This is a genomic window from Paenibacillus sp. Marseille-Q4541, assembly GCF_018310695.1.
Lineage (GTDB): Bacteria > Bacillota > Bacilli > Paenibacillales > Paenibacillaceae > Paenibacillus.
In genome coordinates, this window is the sequence record NZ_JAGXCY010000022.1 from 1 (window position 1) to 21966 (window position 21966).

Below are 21966 nucleotides of genomic sequence, written 5' to 3' on the forward strand. Positions count from 1 at the left end.
CAATATTATCTGTATAGAAATATCCGATTTTCAGATACCCTTCATTTGGTTCTTCGTAGGTTTGTTCAAATATGTCATATAACCCATATAGATAAGATTCTCCACCGAATTCGGGATGGTCAAAGAATCTACAACCATTCGTAATTTGTAAGAATCTAACATAGTCTTCAGGAAGTTTATATCCTAGTTCTTTCTCAAAAGAAATGATCTCTTTATTATCCAATGGTTCAAAGAATTTGCAGGTTCCATATGTCAAGTGGCCTTCTGACCATTGTACTCGAAGTACTCCGTTATTCTCCTGCAGTCTTTGTTTTAATGAGTTTATTGTTTTATCAATAAAATACTCCATAGTTTTTCCTCTCTTTGGCAATTTCTGATAACGTTTCGCATTCCTGACGTCCAAGCGGCTTAAGGCAACAAAGTTGCCGGGTCGTCAGACTTAGCCGGTTGGATGTGTCGCCTGATTTACTTCTCCGAAAATCCTCCCGGTGACCGAGGAAGCGTTAGCGACGATGCAGGAATGTAATGTTAGCTGATGTCAACGACCTCTTCGAGTAACCTAGCACAAGTTTCTGTATAATTTATTTTAACTTTAGCTTATAAATAATCTCACCATATTGATTCTCATTATCTTGATTAACAAATCCGAAGTTCTCGTATAGCTTTCTAGCATGATTATTACTTTTTTCGATTGTTAGAGATATTACTTCGCATTGTCTGTGCGTTTCTTGAATGAATTCTACTATTCTTTTAAGAGATTGTGTTCCGAGTCCCATTCCTTGATATTCCTTGTCAATTTGAAAACCACCGATCCAGTAATTATTCGTACTATTAGGTGTATAGGAAAGAAAAAAATGTCCGAATGTTTTATCATCCTTGCACAAAATATATGGATCAAATGCCTCATCCCATGGTTTTATATAGGCCCATGCTAATGATTCGATAATAGGAGACACAAACTTTTCTTGTGATTTATGTAAAGATATTGAGAGAGCTTCTTCCCAATTATGTTTATCAATTGATTCTATGCGGATTAGATTCATTTTTTATATTCCTTTCGATTTTCCATCACATTTTTTTCGTTGATTTCAGCTAACTTCTTTATCTCTGTACGTCGCAAATAACTTATTTGAGCCAATATTTCCGTACTACGTATATCACTAAGCTCATCATATATTCGCGAACCAAAATGACTATTAAATTATAACTTCAATTCTATATATTGTAATCTACTTTCCCCTATATTCATCCTTTATTCGATCTAGCGGGCTTTGAATTTTCTTCAAATTTTTCGTACTCACATGTGTATATCTTTCTGTCGTAGAAGAGTGGGTGTGACCAAGCAATTCTTGTATGTATCTGAGATCGGTTCCTCCTTCCAGTAAGTGTGTTGCGAAAGAGTGCCTTAGTACATGAATGCCGACTTCCTTCCGAATTCCGGATTGCGATAAGGCTTGTGCAAACACTTTTTGAAGCGATCTCTCTGTCAGGTGCCTCCCATTAATCTGTCCTGGGAATAGCCACTCTTCAGGATGATCCTGCTTTACATAGTTCTGTACAAGCTCCCAGGCTGCTGAGGAGAGAAGGGTATATCTGTCTTTCTTACCTTTGCCTTGTCTGATGAGTATCGTGCCTCTGTCTATATCAAAATCAGTAAGTTTTAATCTCACCACCTCGCTGACCCGAAGGCCTGAAGCATAAGCTAAGTACAACATCGTTCGATGCTTCAAGTTAGGTAAGGCTGCTAGAATCCGCATCACTTCTTGCTCAGATAAGACATAAGGTAGTTTCTTTTCCGATTTAGGCCGTAGGTACCGTGCTGTCTCTGATGACTGATGTAATATCACTTTCGTATAGAATCTTATTGCACTGATAGCTTGGTTCACGTAAGCATGCGAATGGCCTCGCTCCAGTAGCGCTAGTGTATAATTTTCTACATCGGATCGTTCCACTCTAGAAATATTAGATTCAGTCTCAGTTAATCTGTGCTCTGCATAACGCCTTATATGCCCACAGTAAGCCTTTATCGTCTTAGAACTATATCCTTTTGCTCTAAGGACGGTAACCAGTTTTTTCTCTAAAATTGAATGCTCCAAATTTGCCTTTTGACCTATTGTTACATTAGCTATGGAAGATTTAACTCTTCCATTTCCCTTCTCCTCACCATCTGCCCCTTTTAGTAAATTCTCATCCGTATATTTCATAGGCACAGTATGGATCTCATCTGCATGCTGATTTCTCACATTGATAAACTTTTCATCCGACGCTAAGCTTCCGTACAACTGAATTTGCGATGAAGTAAATAGTGCATATATTCCCTTCACTATTCCCTCTGAATAAGGATACACCCAGTGTTTATTCACTGAGTTCCAGACCCCACCTTTTATTTGTTTTAATTTCTTCACATCTTCTGCGTCATATTGTTGTAGAGAAATACTCAAGTACTCCTCACTTATCTTCTTGATTCTGGCTCGCATGCATACCCTCTCCTTTTTCAGAATGCAACTACATCTGTAATAGACACTCATACCTCAAACAACAAAAAAAGACAGTCTCCTGACTAGGAAACTGTCTCCGATGCTTTCGGAATACCGTATTCTTTTCTTAATCCATAACTTCATCCTACCTCTTTCAATCGTACAACGAATATCACCGATTCCCTTTTTACTAGATAAATATTAACTCTTGACGCCGAGTTGTTATGTGATAAAATCATAAATACTTATAAACCAAGCAGTTTACTATGTATTTACTATTCAAGGGAGTGGGTTCAGTTGATACAGATGGTCCTTACCGGTCTACTATGCGGTGCATTACTCGGTTTCGTTATGCAGCGTGGCCGTTTCTGTCTTACCGGCGGTTTCCGGGATATGTATATCGCAAAAGATAACCGGATGTTCTATGCATTACTTATCGCCATTTCAGTTCAAAGTGTGGGGGTATACGCACTGATTCAAGCAGGTCTTATTCAATTTGAAGCAGGGACGTTCTCATGGCTTGCTACTATACTGGGTTCTTTTGTTTTTGGGATCGGCATTATTTTGGCAGGCGGATGCGCAACAGGTACATGGTACCGGGCGGGTGAAGGTCTAATCGGAAGCTGGATTGCTCTATTCGGTTACATGGGGATGGCTGCCATCATGAAGACGGGTGCACTCGTGCCTGTGAATGAGGGGATTCGAGAAGCCACTTCTCCAGTGACGAACTCCATTCCGGCTACCTTCGGACTATCCGTATGGCCGTTCATTGTAGTTCTCGTTGCCATTACGGCATTTGTCGTCATTCGGCATTTACGTAAACCTAAAGTGTTCATCCCAACGCTAAAAGCAAAGCGTACCGGCCTCACTCACCTGTTGTTTGAAAAACGCTGGCACCCGTTCTTTACGGCGATCCTTGTCGGTCTCATTGCCCTGCTGGCATGGCCGCTTAGTGAAGCAACAGGCAGAATGTCTGGTCTTGGCGTCACCACGCCATCCGCTAACATTTTGCAATATCTTGTAACGGGTGACAGTGACAGCTACATCAACTGGGGCGTATTCCTTGTGCTTGGTATCTTCCTTGGTTCATTCATTGCTGCTAAAGGAAGTCGTGAATTCCGTTTCCGTGCTCCAGATGCGAAGACAGCGGTATCCAGCTTTAGCGGCGGGCTTCTGATGGGCTTCGGTGCCAGCTGGGCCGGAGGATGCTCCATCGGGAATGGTCTCGTAATGACGGCCATGATGACATGGCAAGGTTGGATTTCTCTGATCTTTATGATTCTTGGCACATGGACTGCATCTTACTTTGTCTTTGTTCGTCCACGCAAAAAAGCAAACGCCAAACAAGGCGCACTGAATACAACTACAGCCTAGGAGGTAATTGATATGCAACAAAAACTACAAGTTCTTGGTATGGTATGCCCTTTTCCACTGATTGAAGCAAAAGAAGCAATTAAGACACTTACTAGCGGTGACGAACTCGTTATCGATTTCGATTGTACTCAAGCCACGGAGAGCATTCCGCGCTGGGCAGCCGAAGAAGGTCACCAGATTACGAACTACGAACAGCTCGATGATGCTTCTTGGACCATTACTGTTCAAAAGAAATAACCCTCTATTTTCCATAGGGTACAGCATCAATCTCTAATTCATGCTATGCATTTCACACACTTGATAACGACCCTGCCCACAGCCTGGGTAAGTGGTCGTTTTTTTCTTATCTTTTATCGAAAAAAATGAAGAGTCGTCTTATGTCCTTCATTCCATTTTACATACAGAGTGTTCCACTTAAGCGCGATACTATCAAGGGTGACACTTTGTACCAACGATCGTTCATTTGGTATACTAAAGTTTCTATGATCATAGCAAATACAATAACGAGATTTCGAAAGAGGTTGAGCATATGGAAAAGGCTACTTTTGCAGGAGGATGCTTCTGGTGTATGGTTACTCCTTTCGAGGAGCTGCCCGGAATTCATGGCATTGTATCAGGATATACAGGAGGTTCGGTAACGAATCCAACATACGAAGAGGTTAAAAAAGGAACGACCGGACACTACGAAGTTGTGCAAATTACATTCGACCCGGATGTTTTTCCTTATGAGAAGCTGCTTGAGCTCTACTGGCCACAGATTGATCCGACAGATCATGAAGGGCAATTCCAAGACCGGGGAAGTCAGTACAGAACGGCCATTTTCTATCACAACGAGCGTCAACATGAGCTTGCCTTGAATTCGAAACAGGAAGTAGCAGACAGCGGCCGATTTGATAAGCCGATTGTAACGGAAATTCTTCCTGCCGAAACGTTCTATCCTGCCGAGGATTACCATCAGGACTATCATAAGAAGAATCAAAAACATTATAAAGAAGACCGCGAAAAATCAGGACGGGATGAGTTTATTTCAGAGCACTGGTAAGAACAAGCTCCAAGTAGATTTACGTCTTATAAAAAACAGCCTTTTCGTAACTCCATCTGGAGATCGAGAAGGCTGTTTTCTTATTCCTAATTGTAAGTATTCAATTATTTTCTACCCAACTGTGCTAAAATCAGTTTAATAAATGATGTAAAATTATTACATACAACCAAGGAGTTGATCCCATGTCCTTTCCTAACAACCATTTGAATGGTAGTGATGAAGATGTCGCCAAAAGAAAAGCGAAAGAAAAACATGATGAAATTGCCAATCACTCATCTATAGGCAGCGGTCTGCTAACGACACTCATCGCCGGTGTCATTATACTCGCGATCATCATAGGGATATTCTATTTACGAATGAGTTAGGAATTCTGTCCCCTGTTCCATCTGACCAAGTGCGCCAGCTTATACATCTCAGCAATATCATGTCTACCTATCTCCTCAAACCTACGCACGGCCTCGTCAATATCTACAAGTTCTACAACGGAGACCTGTTCCCCATCCTCTGGATTCAGGGGTTTACTGACCAGCTTCACTTCACCATATCCTAACAAACGAACAAAATGCGGATGCGGAATATGTGCACGATAAGGGGCTTCCAACGTTGATGTACACTGAAAATGACCAAATGGATGGTAGCTGATTAGCTCTGCTCCGATCTCTTCCAGCAGCTCTCTTCTCAGCCCATCCATATAATGCTCTTCCGGCTCCAGCGTTCCGCCAATCAGTTCCCACCTGCCATCTTCCAGCTGCATGACTACATACTGATCTCCCACAACGGGAATGATGCTAATGTTACTGATCAGGTGTTCATCTGGAACTCCATCCAGACAAAATCTCGCCGTAACGGTTCCCCAACATATCGAACCCGATAGTGTGGCAAGCTGTTGTAACTGATCTTGGTACTGTGAATTGTTATGTGTATGCACCCTTTATGCACCCCCTAAGTCCTCTGATCTCGCTCTATATTATATGTCATTTACCTAACTCTACCTTCTAAAGTATCGTCTTCATTAAAAAAATGCTACACCAAGAATACCGGAAGCAACAATAATGGTCAGTGGGTGCATTTTATGTTTGACGAGACCGAATAACGCAATCACGACGATGATCACCGTGCCGAAGGTCTGCCAAGTGAAAAAAGTATCGCTATTTCCCATAAATCCAAAATGGATCGCGGCGTAGGCAATCAAGCCCGCAATCACGGGACGCAAACCATAGAATACCGTCTTCATCCACTTGCTGTCCCTCACCCGGTAAAAGAAAATCGAAATCATAATGATAAGAATGAACGAAGGTAGAACCATGCCTAACGTCGCAGCAATTGCTCCTTCCATTCCAGATACACGATAGCCAAGTAAGGTTGCCGTATTGGTCGCAACAGGACCTGGCGACATCCCGGCGATCGATACGACCTCCTGAAATTCCATTTCAGACAGCCAACCACCTGCAATCGCTTCGTGCTGAATCATCGGAATGACCGCGTATCCGCCTCCGAAAGAGAGCAGTCCAACCTTGATAAAGACGAGAAATAACTCCCAAATCATGGTATGCCCCCCTTAGATGTAATACTCCGGATAATTCGACTCTTCCTCAGAATGATTGGAGCACTCTTTTTCCGTACGTACTTCGAGACCTAACCGCTGTTTGACTGGCAAATATACAAAACCGATCAATAAACCGATTGCAATTAGATAGATAGGATTCATACCGAATACAAGTAAAATAGCTAGTACGATGATCGCCGTGACAGCGCTCGTCTTGTCAAAAATAGCATTCTTCGCCATTCGATAGGCTGCTACTAGAATTAGGGCGATCACCGCACCATGTATCCCTTTCATCGCAGCTTCGACCTTAGGTATATCGCCCAATAGCCCGTACCCTGTACTTAATAGGCACACAATGATAAAGGTGGGAATCGTGATTCCTACGATCGCCGCAATAGCCCCCATGACCCCTGCCAGCCGGTAGCCGATGAATGTCGCGGCATTCACACCTACACCTCCTGGTGCGGAACCAGCTAAAGAGAGAATTTCGTCCATCTCGGTATCATCTATCCATTTTCGTTTCGTTGTAATTTCACGTTCGATCATCGGAATCATTGCGTACCCTCCCCCGAAGGTAACGGGGCCAATCCGAAAAAATGCCCAAAACAATGGAAACAATAGTCGCAGCTTCGCATTCATCCTTGACTTTGGACTTAGATTCGCACTTGGCTTTGCATTTGTCCTTACATTTGCCTTACCATGCACATTGGCTACCATATTAATCACCCTTACTTCCGTCTTACCCTAAGTATAACACTTTTTCCCAAAATGGAATTAAGTTTCTTGGTTTACAAATTACATCGCATCCAATCTGAGTTATACTGGATTTACTTTCGATTTTTTCAAAATTCACTTGGGGAGGTGTATTGTGGATAAGCGTTCGACACTCATTCCATCGTCAAAGAAACTCCTATATGACCGGATCGCAGAACAAGGTACTGTATCCAAATCAGACCTGCTATCTACCTTTTCGCTTACGAAGAGTACGATGACTCGGTTATTAGAGGAGATGACACAAGAAGGCTTACTCATAGAATCGGGGTTTGGACAATCTAGCGGCGGCAGAAGACCGATCTTATACCAGATTAATCCTTCCTATGGATATATATTAGGTTTAGAAATATCCAGGGTGTACTCGGCCTTGGGATTATTTGATATGCAGATGAATCCTAAATCAATTGTTCATTGGCGAATGGATCAAGCTTTCACACCGGAAAAGTTTTTGGAACATATCCATCATCACATCCGAGCTTTCCTGAGAGATCATCAGTTGCAAGATCACCAAATTATCGGTATGGGAATCGGGGCTGTCGGTCCGCTCGACCGGGAAAAGGGGCTGATTCTCAGCCCACTGCATTTTCCTGCTACGGGGTGGAATGATTTACCCATCAGTAAACTTGTGGAGGAGCGCACGGGATTTAAGGTTATGCTGGATAACGGGGCCAATACGGCTCTGCTTGGTGAACGCTGGTCCATAAGGCATGCAAACATTCAACATATGCTCTATGTACATGCAGGAGCAGGTCTCCGCTCTGCTATGATGTCCTATGGTAGTATTGTTCATGGCACGATGGATATGGAAGATGCGATCGGTCAAATGATCATTCAGACGGACGGTCCAAGACTGGACCATAGCGGAAATTACGGAGCGCTGGAAGCATTCGTATCCATAAAAGCGCTCGTGAACCAGGCACGCGCTGAAGTGAAACTAGGCAGAGAATCGATACTTAGAACCTATAAAGTGTCCGCAGAACAACTGACTTACGATGTGTTAGTCCAAGCTTTTAGAGATGGCGATCCACATGCACGGGAATTGTTTACGCAGGCCGCTGTTCACTTCGGCATTGGCCTCGCTAACGTCATTAATCTATTTCATCCCGAGACTATTATTCTAGGCGGTGCGCTCATTCACTCTCATGAGTTGTTCTTCCAAACCGCTGTCAAAGTTGCCCTGGAGAACACATACCGTTATCCTGAATATCAGCCCCATTTCTCATTAGGGAAATTGAAAGAAGAAGCGGTCGTAACGGGCGCAGCCATTATGGTAAGAGATCATATGGTGCTCTAGCGACAACTTCTACAATATACGTTTCAGATGATAATAAAAAACACTACACTCCCTTAGGAGAACAATAATGAACTTAAAATATATGCTTGATGAAACAGAGTGGCAAATTCTCGTTCAAAAAGTAGGGGAAAGTTTCAATGATCTTACGATAAAACGTGGATTTGAGCAGTACAAACAAGAGCGTGCCCACCTTATAAAAATATCCAATCCCGAACATATTAAAGGCTTTGTCGAAGGCAATGACGAGGAACGGTACCAAGTTACTCTCAATCTAGATACTTTATCCGACAGTCATTGTACTTGTCCCGTTCCATCCTATTGTAAGCATATGATTGCCGTGCTTCTTGCTTACGTTAGTCAATATGGACGGTCCGTTCATGCCATGGTCAATGCCAATTCAGCAGCGACCTTTAAGCAGCCGGATAAACCTGCCCATCTTACGAATCCTGCTAGATCTTCTGGCCAGCAAACTTCAAGTTCAGAGCCACAGAACAGGGTCCGCAAAACAAACACCGCTGAGCAATTACAATTGCAGGAGCTAGCAAACAAGTTACCTTCCATGCCCATCCAAGATTGGCATGCTTTTTTCAAGCTGTGTACCTCCTCCGTAGGATCTGGCAGCCCGAATGTTCAATATGCAAAAGAAGCTCTAGCTTCAATTTATAATCAGCAACCTGAGCTTTCACCTGTGTTGGACCAGCTATATAAGCTTCATGCTCTATTGTTTGTGCTTGATAAACTTGTGAGGCCCCTGCAGAATTCAGAAATGCATCGAAATATTTTCATAGGCTATCACACACAGGTTGCCGCTGATGATGTACAGGAAGAAATAATACGGATATTGACTGAGCCGCTGATGATAAGGGACGAACCGGAGCTTTGGTCTCGTGTGTCAGAGACTTCAGACTACTTACGGAGCCGCATGCTGGTGGAATCAAGCAATCTCCGTTATTTTTCCGTAGCCTATGATTCTCTCTGGTTGCACTGGATTCATCCTAACCTTAAGGACAAGTCAATGTACGAAGAGGAACTAGAACAGTTACTATCCGCGGAAGATGAGCTTAAAACCTCGCTTGCCAAACTTCCCTGGTGGTTAGCTCAAAGCCAAATCCACTTCTTTTTAGATCAGGATCAGCCTGCTTTGGAGCTGCTGCAGCAAGCCAATCAAAAAGGGATTATTCCTCCCGAGCGTTTCTTTCTTTTTCTGCAAATTCTGTCTTCAAAAGGGCAGTGGTCGAGACTACAAGATTGGCTCCTCGCCATCGGTCCGATGATGCTTAGCAGACCTCGGGAGCAGCATATTCAAGAGTATGTGAACCTATGGGAACAGGTTATTCAGCATTCCTCTAGTTCGGATTCCGAGCAGCATTTGTGGAACAGCCTGATCCATATGCTCCCTTTTTCGAGGAAGATATATGAAGAAACCCTACTCGCTCATAGTAAGTGGCAGCAGTGGATGGATTACCAGCTAAGCAGCGGTACAGAGCCTTTGGATTTCCGTGTCAGCGTCCTAAAGCCGATAGAGAAAAATGCTCCTGAACTGCTATTGCCCTTCTATCATCAAGGTGTTGAGAGATATATTCTACTTAAGAATAGAGATAGCTATAAAGCAGCCGTTAAATTACTAAAACGATTATCCAAACTGTATCTAAAAATGAAACAAGAAACACGCTGGGAACAGTTCATCACTACTTTTGCTAACCGTCATAGTCGTCTGCGTGCGCTGCAAGAGGAGCTTCGAAAGGGGAAACTGATACCATGAGCCAATACACAGAAACCATCACTGTTCATATCAGTCTCAGCACTTATGGGGATGCTCTTATTTACGGTTTGACCGCAGCAAACAGATACGTATCCGGAATGGATTTGAAACAGCGTCTATTTGCCTGGCACGAGGCATCGATGTATGGTACGGAGCTGGAAATTAGGCAGGCCAATGAGGTTGAACTTATTATTCTCCCCGCGGAGCATGTTCTTCCCTTCTTGGCAGAACGTAGACTCTTACATCATATCGAATGGTTGTGGGATGAAGAAGCCACGCATTGGATTGAGCTTGCCTCTATTTTGAATGTATGTATTGAAGAGAGGCAATTTATTCCTAGCCTTACTGCCTTCCGGCAAGGAAAACTCGCCTGGACCTGGGACACAAAAACCTTGACTACAGCAGCAACGGCTACATTAAAGCAACTAAAAGACAATCATCCTAGCGATTACGCCGGATTAAACGCAGCTTTCTCGTCTGCCGTGTTTTACCGCTATTATGGAACTGAAGTTACTGCTTCCGATTTACGCACGGAGTATCCATTACTCTTCACTAAAGATCATCGTTCAGTTGCTGGTATAAATGAACAAGCATGGCTCGTTTCGATTGGCTGGAGAGCAGATGCTGCTCCTTTCCGTCTCTTACTACAGTTACTGGAACCAGACGATGATGATCCATCATGGCGACTTAAGCTCGTGTTACAAGATAAAATCGATCCCGTGATTCTTATTCCCGTGCGTCTTGCTGAGGATGGACATGTATCTGGTGGGTGGCCGGATTCTTGGTCAAGCCACATTAGCGAACGCTCATCTGGATGGCTGGAACATTTACGTTCAAGTCTTCCTAAGGAACAATGGGCTGAACATAGCGGAGATGTCCTTAGTAAACCGCTGACGGATGAGACCGCTTGGAAATTTCTAACGGTAGATAGCCGTCGTTTACTAGAAGCGGGTTGGCAGGTACTCCTTCCCGCTTGGTGGGAAGCTGCTAGTCGTAAACGCCCTAAGCTTCGGGCCAAAATTCGAGCAGATGAAGGAAGCAATGAAGGACAAACAAGTAAAGGTAAGTCATTATTTGGGCTAAATTCCATCATTCAATTCGATTGGCGTATTGCCATTGGAGACGCCCAGTTCACCGAAGCTGAGTTTGCAGCACTCGTGGCTCGCAATGAGCGATTAGTGCAATTTCGAGGACAATGGATCCCGCTTGACCCGGCCCTGCTGGCACAGATATCCCAAGCGATGGCAGGGGTAGACAGCTCGCAGGGGCTTTCTTTTCAAGATATATTGCATCTACACCTATTGGAGAACAATCAAGTTTCCTATGGTGGCCGGGCCCCGAAACAGGTAGAGGAAGAGGAAGATGAGAATCAGCACATTCAAATCGGTGTCGAGCTTAATGAACATTTGACTAAGCTTATCCATCAATTAGGGCGACAATCGGAGTGGCCGAAGCTCAGCGTTCCAAGTGATCTTCAGGCGGAACTACGAACGTATCAATACGATGGTTTTTCCTGGCTGGTCTTTCTGCGTAACTATGGGCTAGGGGCTTGCCTAGCAGATGATATGGGGCTTGGTAAAACCCTGCAGTTTATTACCTATTTATTACATCTAAAAGAGACCAACATAGCTACAGATCCAGTACCTCCTTCACTTTTGATTTGTCCTACCTCGGTACTCGGCAACTGGCAGAAGGAATTAAGTCGGTTCGCCCCGTCCCTTCGGGTCATGCTCCATTATGGAAGTAACCGTGCGAGTGGGGATGATTTTCATGCACAAATCAGGCAAGCGGACATCATTATCACTTCCTATGCCACAGCAACACTTGATCAAGAATTACTGAGTACAGTTACATGGGAATCGCTCTGTTTGGATGAAGCTCAAAACATCAAAAATGCTCAAACGAAACAATCTACTGCTGTCCGCAGTTTCCAAGCAAAACATCGGATCGCGCTTACGGGAACGCCCATAGAAAATCGGCTCTCGGAACTATGGTCTCTTTATGATTTTACAAACCCAGGCTACCTGGGAACTGCACGAGCATTCAACACTCGGTTCATTCAAGCGATTGAGAAAGACCAGGATGAGCAAAAGACAATCCATCTACAAAAGCTTGTGAAGCCGTTTATGCTGCGCCGTAAGAAGAAGGATCCTGCGATTCAGCTCGATCTACCCGATAAAAATGAAATGAAAACCTATATTCAACTTACTGCTGAGCAAAGTGCCCTCTATGACCAAGCCGTTAACGACTTAATGAACAAAATGAAGGAGCTAGAGGGGATCGAAAGAAAAGGAGCCATTCTTGCAACACTTACCCATTTGAAGCAGCTTTGCGATCATCCGGTATTGTTAACAAAAGAGACTATAGCTGGTATTCAGGGCGATCAGGACAGTCCGTTTAACTCCGACATGTTAATCAGCCGTTCGTCCAAACTGGAACGATTGCTCGAAATGGTCAAAGAACTTCGTGATGAAGGCGAACGATGCCTCATTTTCACACAGTATATCGGCATGGGAGAGATATTGAAGCAGGTTCTCCAGCAAGAACTGCAGGAGCCTGTGCTCTATCTAAACGGGAGTACATCAAAGATGGCTCGCGACCGGATGATTGAACAGTTTCAATCTCAGTCCCTGCCACCTACTGAACAGCCAAACGTATTTATTCTTTCAATTAAAGCTGGCGGCGTAGGGCTTAATCTGACTGCGGCCAATCATGTGTTCCACTTTGACCGCTGGTGGAATCCAGCCGTAGAGAATCAAGCGACCGACCGTGCTTACCGTATGGGTCAGACCAAGGACGTACAGGTGCATAAGTTCATTGCGCTAGGTACGCTTGAGGAGCACATTGATGAGATGCTCGAGAACAAACAGCAACTCAGCGACAATGTCATATCCAGCACGGAGAGCTGGATTACCGAGCTGTCGACCGTGGCGCTCAAAGACCTGTTCACGTTACGACGTGATATTACTGGTTAATTACGACCCTAAGAGAACCTCTACAGTGTATTATCATAAGTACGACCATATTTAGTAGAGTAACTCATCACGCATAGCACAACAAAGAAGAGGCCACTGTGAAGACGTACAGGTGGCCTCTTCTTTGTTAGCGTTACGTTGAAAAAATGGACAAACTGTACCTCCAATGGTTAGATCCAGCTAGCCATTGGGTCCATTTCTATCTGCTTCCATCCGGCCTAATGTGAGATAACACGGCAACCGGTTTACAACCAACGACCAGTTTATCATGTTGTACATATCCTTCTTCACGACCTTGAAGCTCACGGACGAGTGCTGAACGAAAATACTTAATACGTTCTTGCCATTCTGGATAATGAATTACATTATGGACTTCATAAGGGTCCTGTACTAAATCGAAGAATTGCTCCTCACCGGTTTGAGAGAACCATATGTACTTCTCCGTGCCACTAGTTATCCACTGATTAGATGCCATGCCTTGCGAATGCTCACCGTGAAGATATTCACGCCACGGCTTATCCAGCGATTCATTGTTAGCCCGTGCTAACCCCCATATACTCTCCCCTTCTATGGAATCAGGGACCTTGATGGAGGCAGCATCTAATAGAGTCGGCATAATATCACGTAATTCAACAACTTCGGAAACAACAGAACCGGCAGCTAGGTTCAAGTGACCTCCCAAATCATTTACTATGAACGGAATATGAGCACTTCCTTCATAAGGCAACGACTTTCTAAACAAATGATGATCTCCTAAGAGTTCACCATGATCAGATGTAAACATGATCATCGTATTATTTCGTTCTCCGTATTCATCTAGCACCTGCAAAAAGCGACCAATTTGATGATCGATATGTGTAATCAAAGCATAATATGCCGCCATGGCCATCTTCAAGCGACGCTTCGGAACGAATCCTTGCGAAGTCACCGGATTGAATCCATTCAAATGTGGATCTTCCTTCATCGCCCAATCTCCGACAATAGGTTCAGGAATTTCTGCATCTTTATATAAATCTAAATAGGATTGCGGTGGATCAAGTGGAGAATGAGGACGTACGAAAGACATCCACAAGAAGAACGGCTTACTCGGGTCTCTCCGGCGTAAAAAATCTATCGACTGACTAACGGTCCAATTCGTCGGATGCAGGTGCTCAGGAAGAGTCCAAGGCCTTGCAACTGTGGAAGCATTACAATCCAGTCCTAGATCTAGCAGATCTGCTCCCGGAACCTGCCCGCGAAGCCATTGCAAATAATCATCCACTTCATCATAGTGTTCTTGAACAGCGGTGTTATGTTTATTCCGATTATAGTGTAGATAACCATCGTGCAATACCACATTATGGAATCCAAGCAAGCTGCGTGCTGGATACACATGCATTTTGCCAACGCATTGCGTATGATAACCCGATTTAGCTAACTCTCCTGGCAGCGTGGTTTGATAGTTCCATGGCACTCTCTCTTGATAGCCTACACGTCCGTGAGATGCTTGTTTGAGCCCTGTAAAAATAGCTGCACGAGCCGGTACACATGTGGGCGTTGCTGAATAAGCATGGTCGAATCGTACTCCAGTTCGAGCTAACTCATCCAGATTAGGTGTTTCCACAACTGGATGACCTAATATACTTAGACAATCGAATCTCATTTGGTCGACTGTAATCAATAGAATATTAGGACGATTAGACTCCGTCTTCGGTTTCATTTCATAGCCCCCTCTAGAGCAGAACCTACAATTTTTAGTATAAAAACGTCAAATTCACATTTCATACCACTTGATCTCATTCGCTTTTGCCTACATGATATCCTTCAACTCGGCAGTTACTTGTATTTACGATTATAGAACCATAGCAGACCGATCAGCATGGCGACCCCTAATAGCATAAGCCCGAGTCCTGGTGCACCAATGTCTTTTTGTCCAACAATAACAAGTACTATACCGACGATAAATACGATCGACATCAGCACAATGCGTAAATTATCTTTCATTGAATCGTTCATATTAGCACCTTAACCTTTCAACCCGCCCATCGTCATCCCTTGGGTCAGCTTCTTTTGGACTAGAATATATAGAATCAACGTTGGCAGCATGACGATGACTAGACCTGCGTACATCTGACCGTACTCAACCGCCGATTTTTGCGCTGCCATTAGATTCATTAAACCTACCGGTAATGTTTTAAGGCCTGGTTTGGTAAGCATGGTCATGGACACGATATATTCATTCCAGAAAGATAAGAAGTTAAACAAAATGACAGTTACAATGCTAGGTCTGGCCATTGGCATAATGACCTGTACCATGGTACGAAAATAGCCTGCACCATCTACGGCAGCAGCTTCCTCGTATTCTTTTGGTAATGACTTGAAATATCCCGACATGAGATAGATCGTAAATGACAGCGCCATAGCAGCATAGATCAGCCCAAGAATGAACAAATTGTTCAACAGGATCGGCTGTCCAAAAATGTCGCGAAGCACCTTATCTCCATTATTAAGCATAAGGAAAATAGGAACGACGATATAGTTGATATTGATAAACAGCCCCGCCATAAACATCATGCTCAAGATACGATTCCCTTTAAATTTAAACCGTGAAAGTACATAAGCTGCCGGCAATGCTACGACTAGTAGAAGTACGAGTCCGATTACAGTCACAATACCGGAATTAAGCATGTATGTACCCATGTTTGCCGTTAACCATGCATCAGCAAAGTTCTGCAGATAGATCCCTTCTGGAAGCGCCCATGGACTGCCATAGAACTCACTATCTTGTTTGATAGAGGAAACAAACGCCCATAGTACAGGGACCATGATGATTACGGCCAAAGCGATCAAAATCACGTAAATGAAGACTTTAAGAACCTTATCGCTGCGGCTATTTCGTGTAAGTGTATTTTTCATTTTGTCCCCTCCTTAATATTCCAAATGCTCTCGTTTGGTGACTGCATTCAATATGGCAGCAAGCGCAAAAGAGAATAGGAACACAACAACACCGATCGCCATTCCGTAGCCATACGAGGAATTGGTATAAGCTTCTTTGTACATATAGCTCAGGAATACCTCAGTGGCACCGTCTGGACCACCGCTCGTCATCGCCATAACGAACAAAAAGCTCATATTAATCGTGCTGATGATGAAAAAGGTGAGGGTCGTACGTATATTCGTCCAGATTAGTGGAATTGTGATAGAGAAAAATTGTGTCGAACGGCCCGCACCCTCGAGCTCGGCCGATTCATATAAACTCTCAGGTACATTGGCCATACTTGCCATATACATAACCATGTAATACCCGATCGCCTGCCAAATCATAGCACCCCCAAGGCTGAAGATGACAATCTTCTGGTCTCCAAGCCAAAGGATGGGCTCAGCTCCGGATCCACGGAACAAATTCAAAATAGAGTTTAGAAGCCCGCTGTTTGGATCAAATATCGCAGAGAATATCGCGCTGATAACGACGACAGACAGAATATTCGGAATATAGAAAATGATGCGTAATAGGTTTTGCCCTTTCAGTTGTTCACGAGAGAGAATCGAGGCAAATATAAGTGCGAGCGCAAAGGTCACGACTGTAACGATAACGATGAGTAATACACTGTTTTGAAAGGTTTGATAAAACTTGTCACTTTGAAATAATTTGCTGAAATTTTGAAATCCTACAAAGGTTTTGTCATCTGTATAGCCACCCCACTTGTAAAGTGACATCCGAAATACATTGACTGTGGGGATAATCATGAAAATAACGAACAAGAGAACGGCGGGGGCTAGACAGAAAAATATAAATCGTCCTCTTCCTTTTTTGTTTTCTATTGGAAACCTCTCCTTCCTTAGGGAAGAATAAAGGCGGGCAGCATGCGCTGACCACCATTATTCTCAGGCTTTCTCTTGGAATTCCGTTCATCATTAATGGAAATCCCCTTAGAAGACTGACTGATTATTGTTTTAATGCACCACGTAGTGCGTCGCTTGCTTCAGTTATAGAGTCAATCCATTGTTGCTCTGTCTTCGCACCTGTTACTAAGGAGTCGATCGTCCGGAATACCGTATCCGAAATATTCACACCTTCAACTGGATCGGTCGTTGCAAATGCGCCCATCGATGCTTTGGCCCCATTATCATAAATACTGTAGAAGAGTTTGTTGTCACCATCAAGCTTGCCGGACATCCCTTCAATAGGCTGAATCGCACCGACTTTGGCGAAAATAGATGCTGCTTCATCTGAATAAAGATAGGAGATGAATTGTTTTGCCAGATCTGCATTTTCAGCTTTTGCAGGAACCCAAATTTGTTCAAAGAACGTATAGGAGTAACGGTCGCCACCCTCTTTTACTGCCGGCAAAGCTGTGAAGCCCCATTTGAAACCTTCTGCGCGAGGAGCTTTACTCATTTCACCAACAACCCAAGTACCATTTGGCATAAATAGTGCTTTGTTATCTAGAATGAGTTGTTGATTTTTAGTAAAGTTATCTTTGTTAGCATTCGCTGGAACGGTTGTTTCGGTATACGTTGCCAGCTTAGCAATGATATCAAATACTTGTTGTGCTTCAGGAGTTTGCCAAATGCCTTCAGTGTAGTTCGTGGCTTTGGTGAAGAAATCCGCTCCACCTACCTCGTTAAGTAATGCATAGAAGAAGGAATCAAAGTAACCAGCCATCGGATAGGAGAATAGTGCAATACCTTCCGCCTTCGCTTTGTCACCTAAAGCCCACATTTCGTCCCAAGTCGTAGGAACTTCCCAGCCTTTCTCTTCAAATAAACCTTCATTGTAGAATAGACCGGTAGGACTATAGAACATAGGCATGAGGTACGTCTTTCCGTCTTTATAAGGATTCGTAATGGTCGTATCAACAAAGCCAGGAATCAGTTTGTCTTTCACCGTTACACTTTCGCCAGGAACAGTCATCGACAACACATCCGTTAGATCTGTTAAGTTATTATCTTTAATAAAAGTCTCAGTCAGGCCTTTTAACTGGCCCGTTGCTAGATGGATAACATCTGGGAAATCGCCAGATTTCATGCCGGGTCCAATGACATCTTCAATATTTTTGTCAATGGTCGTTTCAACTTTCACCCCAGGGTTGGCTGCTTCAAATGCTGCTGTAATCTCTTTCCATACATCAGCACCGTAAGCGGTTTCTAAAGCGGCTAATTTAAGAGTACGTGTTTCTGTTGACGGAGTAGAGTTTGTCTTCGATGAATCTTCTGGTGTGGAACCAGAACTACTTTCAGAATTGCCGCCACAGGCTGATAGGCTGAGTGTCAGTACTGCTGCAAGTGCAAAACTAAGAATTTTTCTCATAAATCCCCCTCCATTGAACTTTTCTCGTCTGGTGTAAACACCATTTATAATAATTACGTACCCTTTCACCTTATCCCATCGGGTCATTTTATTTCTACAGACATGTTGCCATTCATTTTATATATCTTGCTTTTATTACAAAATTTTAAATTTTTGTGCATTTGTATACAAATCAGGAATTCAGTATAATTAAATGGTATATCCCTTATGAGTTACGTCTTAAGTAAATGAAAAAATGTAGCATCGGCAGAAGTGAGCTTTTACATAAGAAAGGACGGGCTATACGTGGGAAATGTACGCTACTGGCTTCTTGGTGAGGAACGTGAAGAGATTCCCGTTAGGTTGATCTATGTGAGTTCCTCCATTTATGAAGGTGATTGGTTCAGTTTACGTCACTCTCATAATTTCTCTGAGCTATTTTATGTCCGAAGTGGACGAGGCAATTTTATTGTCGAGGATGAGATTTTTCCCGTTCAGCAGGACGATCTTGTCATTGTGAATCCAAATGTGGAACATACCGAAGTCTCTGCGGGTACTGATCCTCTCGAATATGTTGTGCTTGGGGTTGAGGGGATGAGCTTTGACTTTGGGGATCAAAGTGAGAACCGTAATTATGAGATTATTAACTATCGCCACCAGCGGGGAGAGTTATTGTTCTATTTTAATGCCTTACTTCGGGAAACGGAGAACAAGAAAGAAAATTATGAAGCCGTCTGTCAAAATTTACTTGAGGTCGTCGTTATTAACTTAATGCGAAGCTCTGATCATCCATTCTCCGTCGTAGGCAGCCAGAGAGCTAACAAAGTGTGTAGCCGGATTAAGCGGTATATCGATTCGAACTTTGCGGAAGATATCTCGCTCGATTCTCTATCGCAAAAGGCACATCTGAGCAAGTATTATCTCGTACACACTTTCGCTAAATATTACGGGATGTCACCGATCAATTACTTAAATGAAGTCAGGCTTCGTGCGAGTAAAGAGTTACTGGAAACCACGGATCTTTCCATCTCTCAAATCGCAACATCCACCGGCTTTTCCTCTCAAAGCTATTTCTCGCAAAGTTTCCGTCGTAGCTGTGGTCTAACCCCAAGTGTTTACCGACTTCAGACAAGAAAACAAGTTCAATAACAAGCACATAACATCAAAAATCCGGTAACTACTCTATCGAACCGCCGAAATAAAGCATATGTAACAACAAAAAACCACTGTCCTGATAAACAAGGCAGTGGTCCTAAGTCTGTAAATCTATAAAAATACAACATATTACCGATCATTCAACTCTTTTACTTCATCGATGCTAGGAAGATCACTTTGATCAAATTGTTGTTGGGCTGCTTTCCTTTGTTGTAACAAACTTTTTTGCTCCTGCGTTTCTTTTTTACGATTCAGTTTACGCAGTATCACTTTCTGATTATCGTAGAGAAGAACAAGAAGCGTCATGATGAAAGCTAGGTCCATCAGTAAGTAGACCATCAAAATTTACATTATATCGCTTTCGTTTCCGCTCCCAGTGGCAACGTAAAATAAATCGGCTTTTGATCTTCATTTTGTTGATACAAAGTAACGAGAAGTGTCTTGCCTTCGGCAGCCGCAGGTGTTACTCCATCCAGCATACGCTCAAGACTGAACGGAAGTACTTCAAGCACGGCATGCTTCTGAAGTTCTCGCTCACCGAGTCCAAGTTTAGTAAATTCAGGCGATACTTCTTCCGGATGCTCGGTCAGTCGTTTGATATAGGAAGCCCAGTCGCTCTTTTCCATCGTGAAATCCCACCAGATTTTACGCGGTTTGTACTTGTGACCGAGGAAGTAATCAAGTTTCATCAGCCCCAGGATGAGATCCATATGCTGCGTCCCGCGCTGTTCGAGGAACGAGCGAAGCCGGGTAAACAAATCCTCCAGCTGGTGCCCAATCTTCTGCCAGCCTTGTCCTTCCCAGTAATCACCAAACGCCTGGAAGAAGTCAAACGGTGACGGGAACTCCTGCTCCATCAAATATTTCAACGTATGGTCCATACGATGTGCATTCCAGTACTTCTCCAGCACATCTTCCAGACGTTTGAGTCTTACGATATCGCCAAATGGAAGCACGTCACTGCCCAAAATTTCATACGGTGCATGATCCATGTATGTGTAATTGTATTTCTCTGCGTCCAGACGTAGGCCAGTACCACGCAGCATTTTAAGGAACCCCAGTTGAAGCTCCTCTGGTCCCAGTGCAAATACATCGTTAAATGTTTTACGGAACGTGTCGTAGTCTTCCAGCGGCAGACCGGCAATGAGATCCAAATGCTGATCAATTTTCCCGCTGGCTTTAATTTTACTTACAGTCCGGCTGAGCTTCGTAAAGTTCTGACGACGTTTCACGAGTTCATTCGTCGGATCATTCGTGGACTGTACTCCAATTTCAAAACGGAACATCCCTGGTGGCGCATTTTCAGCCAAATAATCCAGCACTTCTGGGCGCATAATGTCTGCCGTAATTTCGAACTGGAACACGCATCCTCCATGATTTTGGATCAGGAACTCGAACATTTCAAGCGCATAATCCCGTTTAATATTAAACGTCCGATCCACGAATTTGATGAGTTTCGCACCGTTTGCGATCAGGTATAGAATATCCGCCTTCGTCCGCTCAATATCGTAGTATCTCACGCCAACTTCAATACTGGACAGACAGAACTGACAGTTAAACGGACAACCCCGGCTCGTCTCAAAATAAACTACCCGTTTCCCGAGATCCGGGAGATCTTCTGCAAAACGATGCGGAGAAGGAAGATCATTTAGGTCGGCTTTAGGCCGTCCCGGCATTACAATCACTTCTTCTCCTTTGCGGTAAGCAAGTCCATATACGAAATGGAACTTCTGCTTGCCTTCAATCTCTTGCAGGAGCTGGTGAAACGTCTCTTCTCCTTCGCCAACAACGATAAAGTCAACGTTCGTAAGACGTTCCATCCAGTACTCTACATCATAGGAAACCTCAGGACCGCCAAGGATGATTTTCACCTCAGGCATTACCCGCTTCAGGATGTTAATCACTTTGATCGTCTCTTCAATGTTCCATATATAACAAGAGAATCCGATGACATCGGCTCCGCGCTGATACAAATCAGACACGATGTTCATCACCGGGTCTTTGATTGTATATTCCGCCAGCTCAATATCAAAATCTTTTTCGCTATACGCCTTAAGGCAGCGAATGGCAAGAGACGTATGAATGTACTTTGCATTCAGCGTCGACAAAATCACTTTCATTTGTGCACAACCTTTACCGTAGAGGAACTGCTCATCACAGCACCTTGATTTTATATACAAAATGCCTATAAAAGATCATCTTGTCTGCTTCTATGACCACGATATTCCATTATACTACATGAATACTATCCTGACCTACACTACTTCACGCCAGATAAGCTAAATCTATATCTATAGA

At 43.6% G+C, this 21966-nt stretch carries 21 protein-coding genes; 8 read left to right on the top strand and 13 right to left on the bottom strand.

The genetic code is table 11. The features are described from left to right. From KFT32_RS18790 to KFT32_RS18800, 3 genes are all read right to left on the bottom strand, one after another. Positions 1 to 349, bottom strand: a 349-nt coding sequence (locus KFT32_RS18790; RefSeq protein ID WP_211748785.1) for an SMI1/KNR4 family protein, incomplete at its 3' end; no start/stop codon positions are given. 232 nt (positions 350 to 581) lie between these two features. Next, positions 582 to 1043, bottom strand: a complete 462-nt coding sequence (locus tag KFT32_RS18795; RefSeq protein WP_211748786.1) for a GNAT family N-acetyltransferase — start codon at positions 1041 to 1043, stop codon at positions 582 to 584. Positions 1044 to 1229: 186 nt separating this feature from the next. Beyond that, on the bottom strand, positions 1230 to 2477 hold the full coding sequence (locus KFT32_RS18800; RefSeq protein ID WP_249435981.1) for a tyrosine-type recombinase/integrase: 1248 nt from the start codon (positions 2475 to 2477) through the stop codon (positions 1230 to 1232). A gap of 306 nt (positions 2478 to 2783) precedes the next feature. On the opposite strand from KFT32_RS18800, the gene KFT32_RS18805 reads away from it, so the two are divergent. The 4 genes from KFT32_RS18805 (at position 2784) to KFT32_RS18820 (ending at position 5258) form a co-directional block, all read left to right on the top strand. Next, positions 2784 to 3851 (top strand): YeeE/YedE family protein, encoded by a 1068-nt coding sequence (locus tag KFT32_RS18805; protein ID WP_283246447.1) that lies wholly within the window; start codon positions 2784 to 2786, stop codon positions 3849 to 3851. Between the two features lie 12 nt (positions 3852 to 3863). Further along, positions 3864 to 4088 carry a sulfurtransferase TusA family protein gene (locus KFT32_RS18810; RefSeq protein ID WP_211748788.1) on the top strand — a complete coding sequence of 75 codons (225 nt, stop codon included), beginning with the start codon at positions 3864 to 3866 and terminating at the stop codon, positions 4086 to 4088. A gap of 292 nt (positions 4089 to 4380) precedes the next feature. Next, positions 4381 to 4893 carry a peptide-methionine (S)-S-oxide reductase MsrA gene (gene msrA, locus KFT32_RS18815; RefSeq protein ID WP_211748789.1) on the top strand — a complete coding sequence of 171 codons (513 nt, stop codon included), beginning with the start codon at positions 4381 to 4383 and terminating at the stop codon, positions 4891 to 4893. A 182-nt stretch (positions 4894 to 5075) separates the two neighbouring features. Continuing rightward, on the top strand, positions 5076 to 5258 hold the full coding sequence (locus KFT32_RS18820; protein WP_211748790.1) for a hypothetical protein: 183 nt from the start codon (positions 5076 to 5078) through the stop codon (positions 5256 to 5258). Here the strand turns inward: KFT32_RS18820 and KFT32_RS18825 are convergent. From KFT32_RS18825 to KFT32_RS18835, 3 genes are all read right to left on the bottom strand, one after another. Then, on the bottom strand, positions 5255 to 5821 hold the full coding sequence (locus tag KFT32_RS18825; RefSeq protein WP_211748791.1) for an NUDIX hydrolase: 567 nt from the start codon (positions 5819 to 5821) through the stop codon (positions 5255 to 5257). The two genes, KFT32_RS18820 and KFT32_RS18825, sit on opposite strands and share 4 nt — an antisense overlap. Before the next feature lie 84 nt (positions 5822 to 5905). Then, positions 5906 to 6439 (bottom strand): chromate transporter, encoded by a 534-nt coding sequence (locus KFT32_RS18830; RefSeq protein ID WP_211748792.1) that lies wholly within the window; start codon positions 6437 to 6439, stop codon positions 5906 to 5908. Between the two features lie 12 nt (positions 6440 to 6451). Continuing rightward, a complete protein-coding gene (locus tag KFT32_RS18835; RefSeq protein WP_283246446.1) occupies positions 6452 to 7156 on the bottom strand; it encodes a chromate transporter in 705 nt (234 codons plus the stop codon). A gap of 151 nt (positions 7157 to 7307) precedes the next feature. Here KFT32_RS18835 and KFT32_RS18840 point away from each other — a divergent pair, with 151 nt between their 5' ends. From KFT32_RS18840 to KFT32_RS18850, 3 genes are all read left to right on the top strand, one after another. Further along, a complete protein-coding gene (locus tag KFT32_RS18840) occupies positions 7308 to 8507 on the top strand; it encodes an ROK family protein (protein ID WP_211748793.1) in 1200 nt (399 codons plus the stop codon). 67 nt (positions 8508 to 8574) lie between these two features. Then, entirely contained in the window at positions 8575 to 10269 is a 1695-nt protein-coding gene (locus KFT32_RS18845; protein WP_211748794.1) for an SWIM zinc finger family protein, read from the top strand. Beyond that, on the top strand, positions 10266 to 13244 hold the full coding sequence (locus KFT32_RS18850; RefSeq protein ID WP_211748795.1) for a DEAD/DEAH box helicase: 2979 nt from the start codon (positions 10266 to 10268) through the stop codon (positions 13242 to 13244). Before KFT32_RS18845 ends, KFT32_RS18850 begins: the two co-directional genes overlap by 4 nt. A 199-nt stretch (positions 13245 to 13443) precedes the next feature. On the opposite strand, the gene KFT32_RS18855 is transcribed toward KFT32_RS18850, so the two are convergent. From KFT32_RS18855 to KFT32_RS18875, 5 genes are all read right to left on the bottom strand, one after another. After that, positions 13444 to 14943 carry an arylsulfatase gene (locus KFT32_RS18855; protein WP_211748796.1) on the bottom strand — a complete coding sequence of 500 codons (1500 nt, stop codon included), beginning with the start codon at positions 14941 to 14943 and terminating at the stop codon, positions 13444 to 13446. Between the two features lie 116 nt (positions 14944 to 15059). Further along, entirely contained in the window at positions 15060 to 15239 is a 180-nt protein-coding gene (locus KFT32_RS18860; protein WP_211748901.1) for a DUF6903 family protein, read from the bottom strand. A gap of 9 nt (positions 15240 to 15248) precedes the next feature. Beyond that, a complete protein-coding gene (locus KFT32_RS18865) occupies positions 15249 to 16139 on the bottom strand; it encodes a carbohydrate ABC transporter permease (protein WP_211748797.1) in 891 nt (296 codons plus the stop codon). A 12-nt stretch (positions 16140 to 16151) separates the two neighbouring features. After that, positions 16152 to 16970, bottom strand: coding sequence for a carbohydrate ABC transporter permease (locus tag KFT32_RS18870; protein ID WP_249435982.1), 819 nt, complete (start codon positions 16968 to 16970; stop codon positions 16152 to 16154). 199 nt (positions 16971 to 17169) lie between these two features. Continuing rightward, positions 17170 to 18534: a carbohydrate ABC transporter substrate-binding protein gene (locus KFT32_RS18875; protein WP_211748798.1), complete on the bottom strand. Its 1365-nt coding sequence runs from the start codon at positions 18532 to 18534 to the stop codon at positions 17170 to 17172. 285 nt (positions 18535 to 18819) lie between these two features. Between KFT32_RS18875 and KFT32_RS18880 the strand changes: the two genes are divergently transcribed. Continuing rightward, positions 18820 to 19662, top strand: coding sequence for a helix-turn-helix domain-containing protein (locus tag KFT32_RS18880; protein WP_211748799.1), 843 nt, complete (start codon positions 18820 to 18822; stop codon positions 19660 to 19662). A 135-nt stretch (positions 19663 to 19797) separates the two neighbouring features. Here KFT32_RS18880 and KFT32_RS18885 read toward each other — a convergent pair whose 3' ends face one another. Together KFT32_RS18885 and KFT32_RS18890 are read right to left on the bottom strand one after the other, a co-directional pair. Next, positions 19798 to 19992: a hypothetical protein gene (locus KFT32_RS18885; RefSeq protein WP_211748800.1), complete on the bottom strand. Its 195-nt coding sequence runs from the start codon at positions 19990 to 19992 to the stop codon at positions 19798 to 19800. A gap of 26 nt (positions 19993 to 20018) precedes the next feature. After that, complete coding sequence (locus KFT32_RS18890) at positions 20019 to 21788, bottom strand: B12-binding domain-containing radical SAM protein (RefSeq protein WP_211748801.1); 1770 nt, start codon at positions 21786 to 21788, stop codon at positions 20019 to 20021. Positions 21789 to 21966 lie beyond the last annotated feature (178 nt).

Bases quoted from the DNA above. Each gene is read 5' to 3' on its own strand.
- KFT32_RS18795 (WP_211748786.1), bottom strand. From the start codon at position 1,043: ATGAATCTAATCCGCATAGAATCAATTGATAAACATAATTGGGAAGAA.
- KFT32_RS18800 (WP_249435981.1), bottom strand. From the start codon at position 2,477: ATGCGAGCCAGAATCAAGAAGATAAGTGAGGAGTACTTGAGTATTTCT.
- KFT32_RS18805 (WP_283246447.1), top strand. From the start codon at position 2,784: ATGGTCCTTACCGGTCTACTATGCGGTGCATTACTCGGTTTCGTTATG.
- KFT32_RS18810 (WP_211748788.1), top strand. From the start codon at position 3,864: ATGCAACAAAAACTACAAGTTCTTGGTATGGTATGCCCTTTTCCACTG.
- msrA (WP_211748789.1), top strand. From the start codon at position 4,381: ATGGAAAAGGCTACTTTTGCAGGAGGATGCTTCTGGTGTATGGTTACT.
- KFT32_RS18820 (WP_211748790.1), top strand. From the start codon at position 5,076: ATGTCCTTTCCTAACAACCATTTGAATGGTAGTGATGAAGATGTCGCC.
- KFT32_RS18830 (WP_211748792.1), bottom strand. From the start codon at position 6,439: ATGATTTGGGAGTTATTTCTCGTCTTTATCAAGGTTGGACTGCTCTCT.
- KFT32_RS18835 (WP_283246446.1), bottom strand. From the start codon at position 7,156: ATGGTAGCCAATGTGCATGGTAAGGCAAATGTAAGGACAAATGCAAAG.
- KFT32_RS18845 (WP_211748794.1), top strand. From the start codon at position 8,575: ATGAACTTAAAATATATGCTTGATGAAACAGAGTGGCAAATTCTCGTT.
- KFT32_RS18850 (WP_211748795.1), top strand. From the start codon at position 10,266: ATGAGCCAATACACAGAAACCATCACTGTTCATATCAGTCTCAGCACT.
- KFT32_RS18855 (WP_211748796.1), bottom strand. From the start codon at position 14,943: ATGAAACCGAAGACGGAGTCTAATCGTCCTAATATTCTATTGATTACA.
- KFT32_RS18860 (WP_211748901.1), bottom strand. From the start codon at position 15,239: ATGAACGATTCAATGAAAGATAATTTACGCATTGTGCTGATGTCGATC.
- KFT32_RS18865 (WP_211748797.1), bottom strand. From the start codon at position 16,139: ATGAAAAATACACTTACACGAAATAGCCGCAGCGATAAGGTTCTTAAA.
- KFT32_RS18870 (WP_249435982.1), bottom strand. From the start codon at position 16,970: ATGATTATCCCCACAGTCAATGTATTTCGGATGTCACTTTACAAGTGG.
- KFT32_RS18875 (WP_211748798.1), bottom strand. From the start codon at position 18,534: ATGAGAAAAATTCTTAGTTTTGCACTTGCAGCAGTACTGACACTCAGC.
- KFT32_RS18885 (WP_211748800.1), bottom strand. From the start codon at position 19,992: ATGGACCTAGCTTTCATCATGACGCTTCTTGTTCTTCTCTACGATAAT.
- KFT32_RS18890 (WP_211748801.1), bottom strand. From the start codon at position 21,788: ATGAAAGTGATTTTGTCGACGCTGAATGCAAAGTACATTCATACGTCT.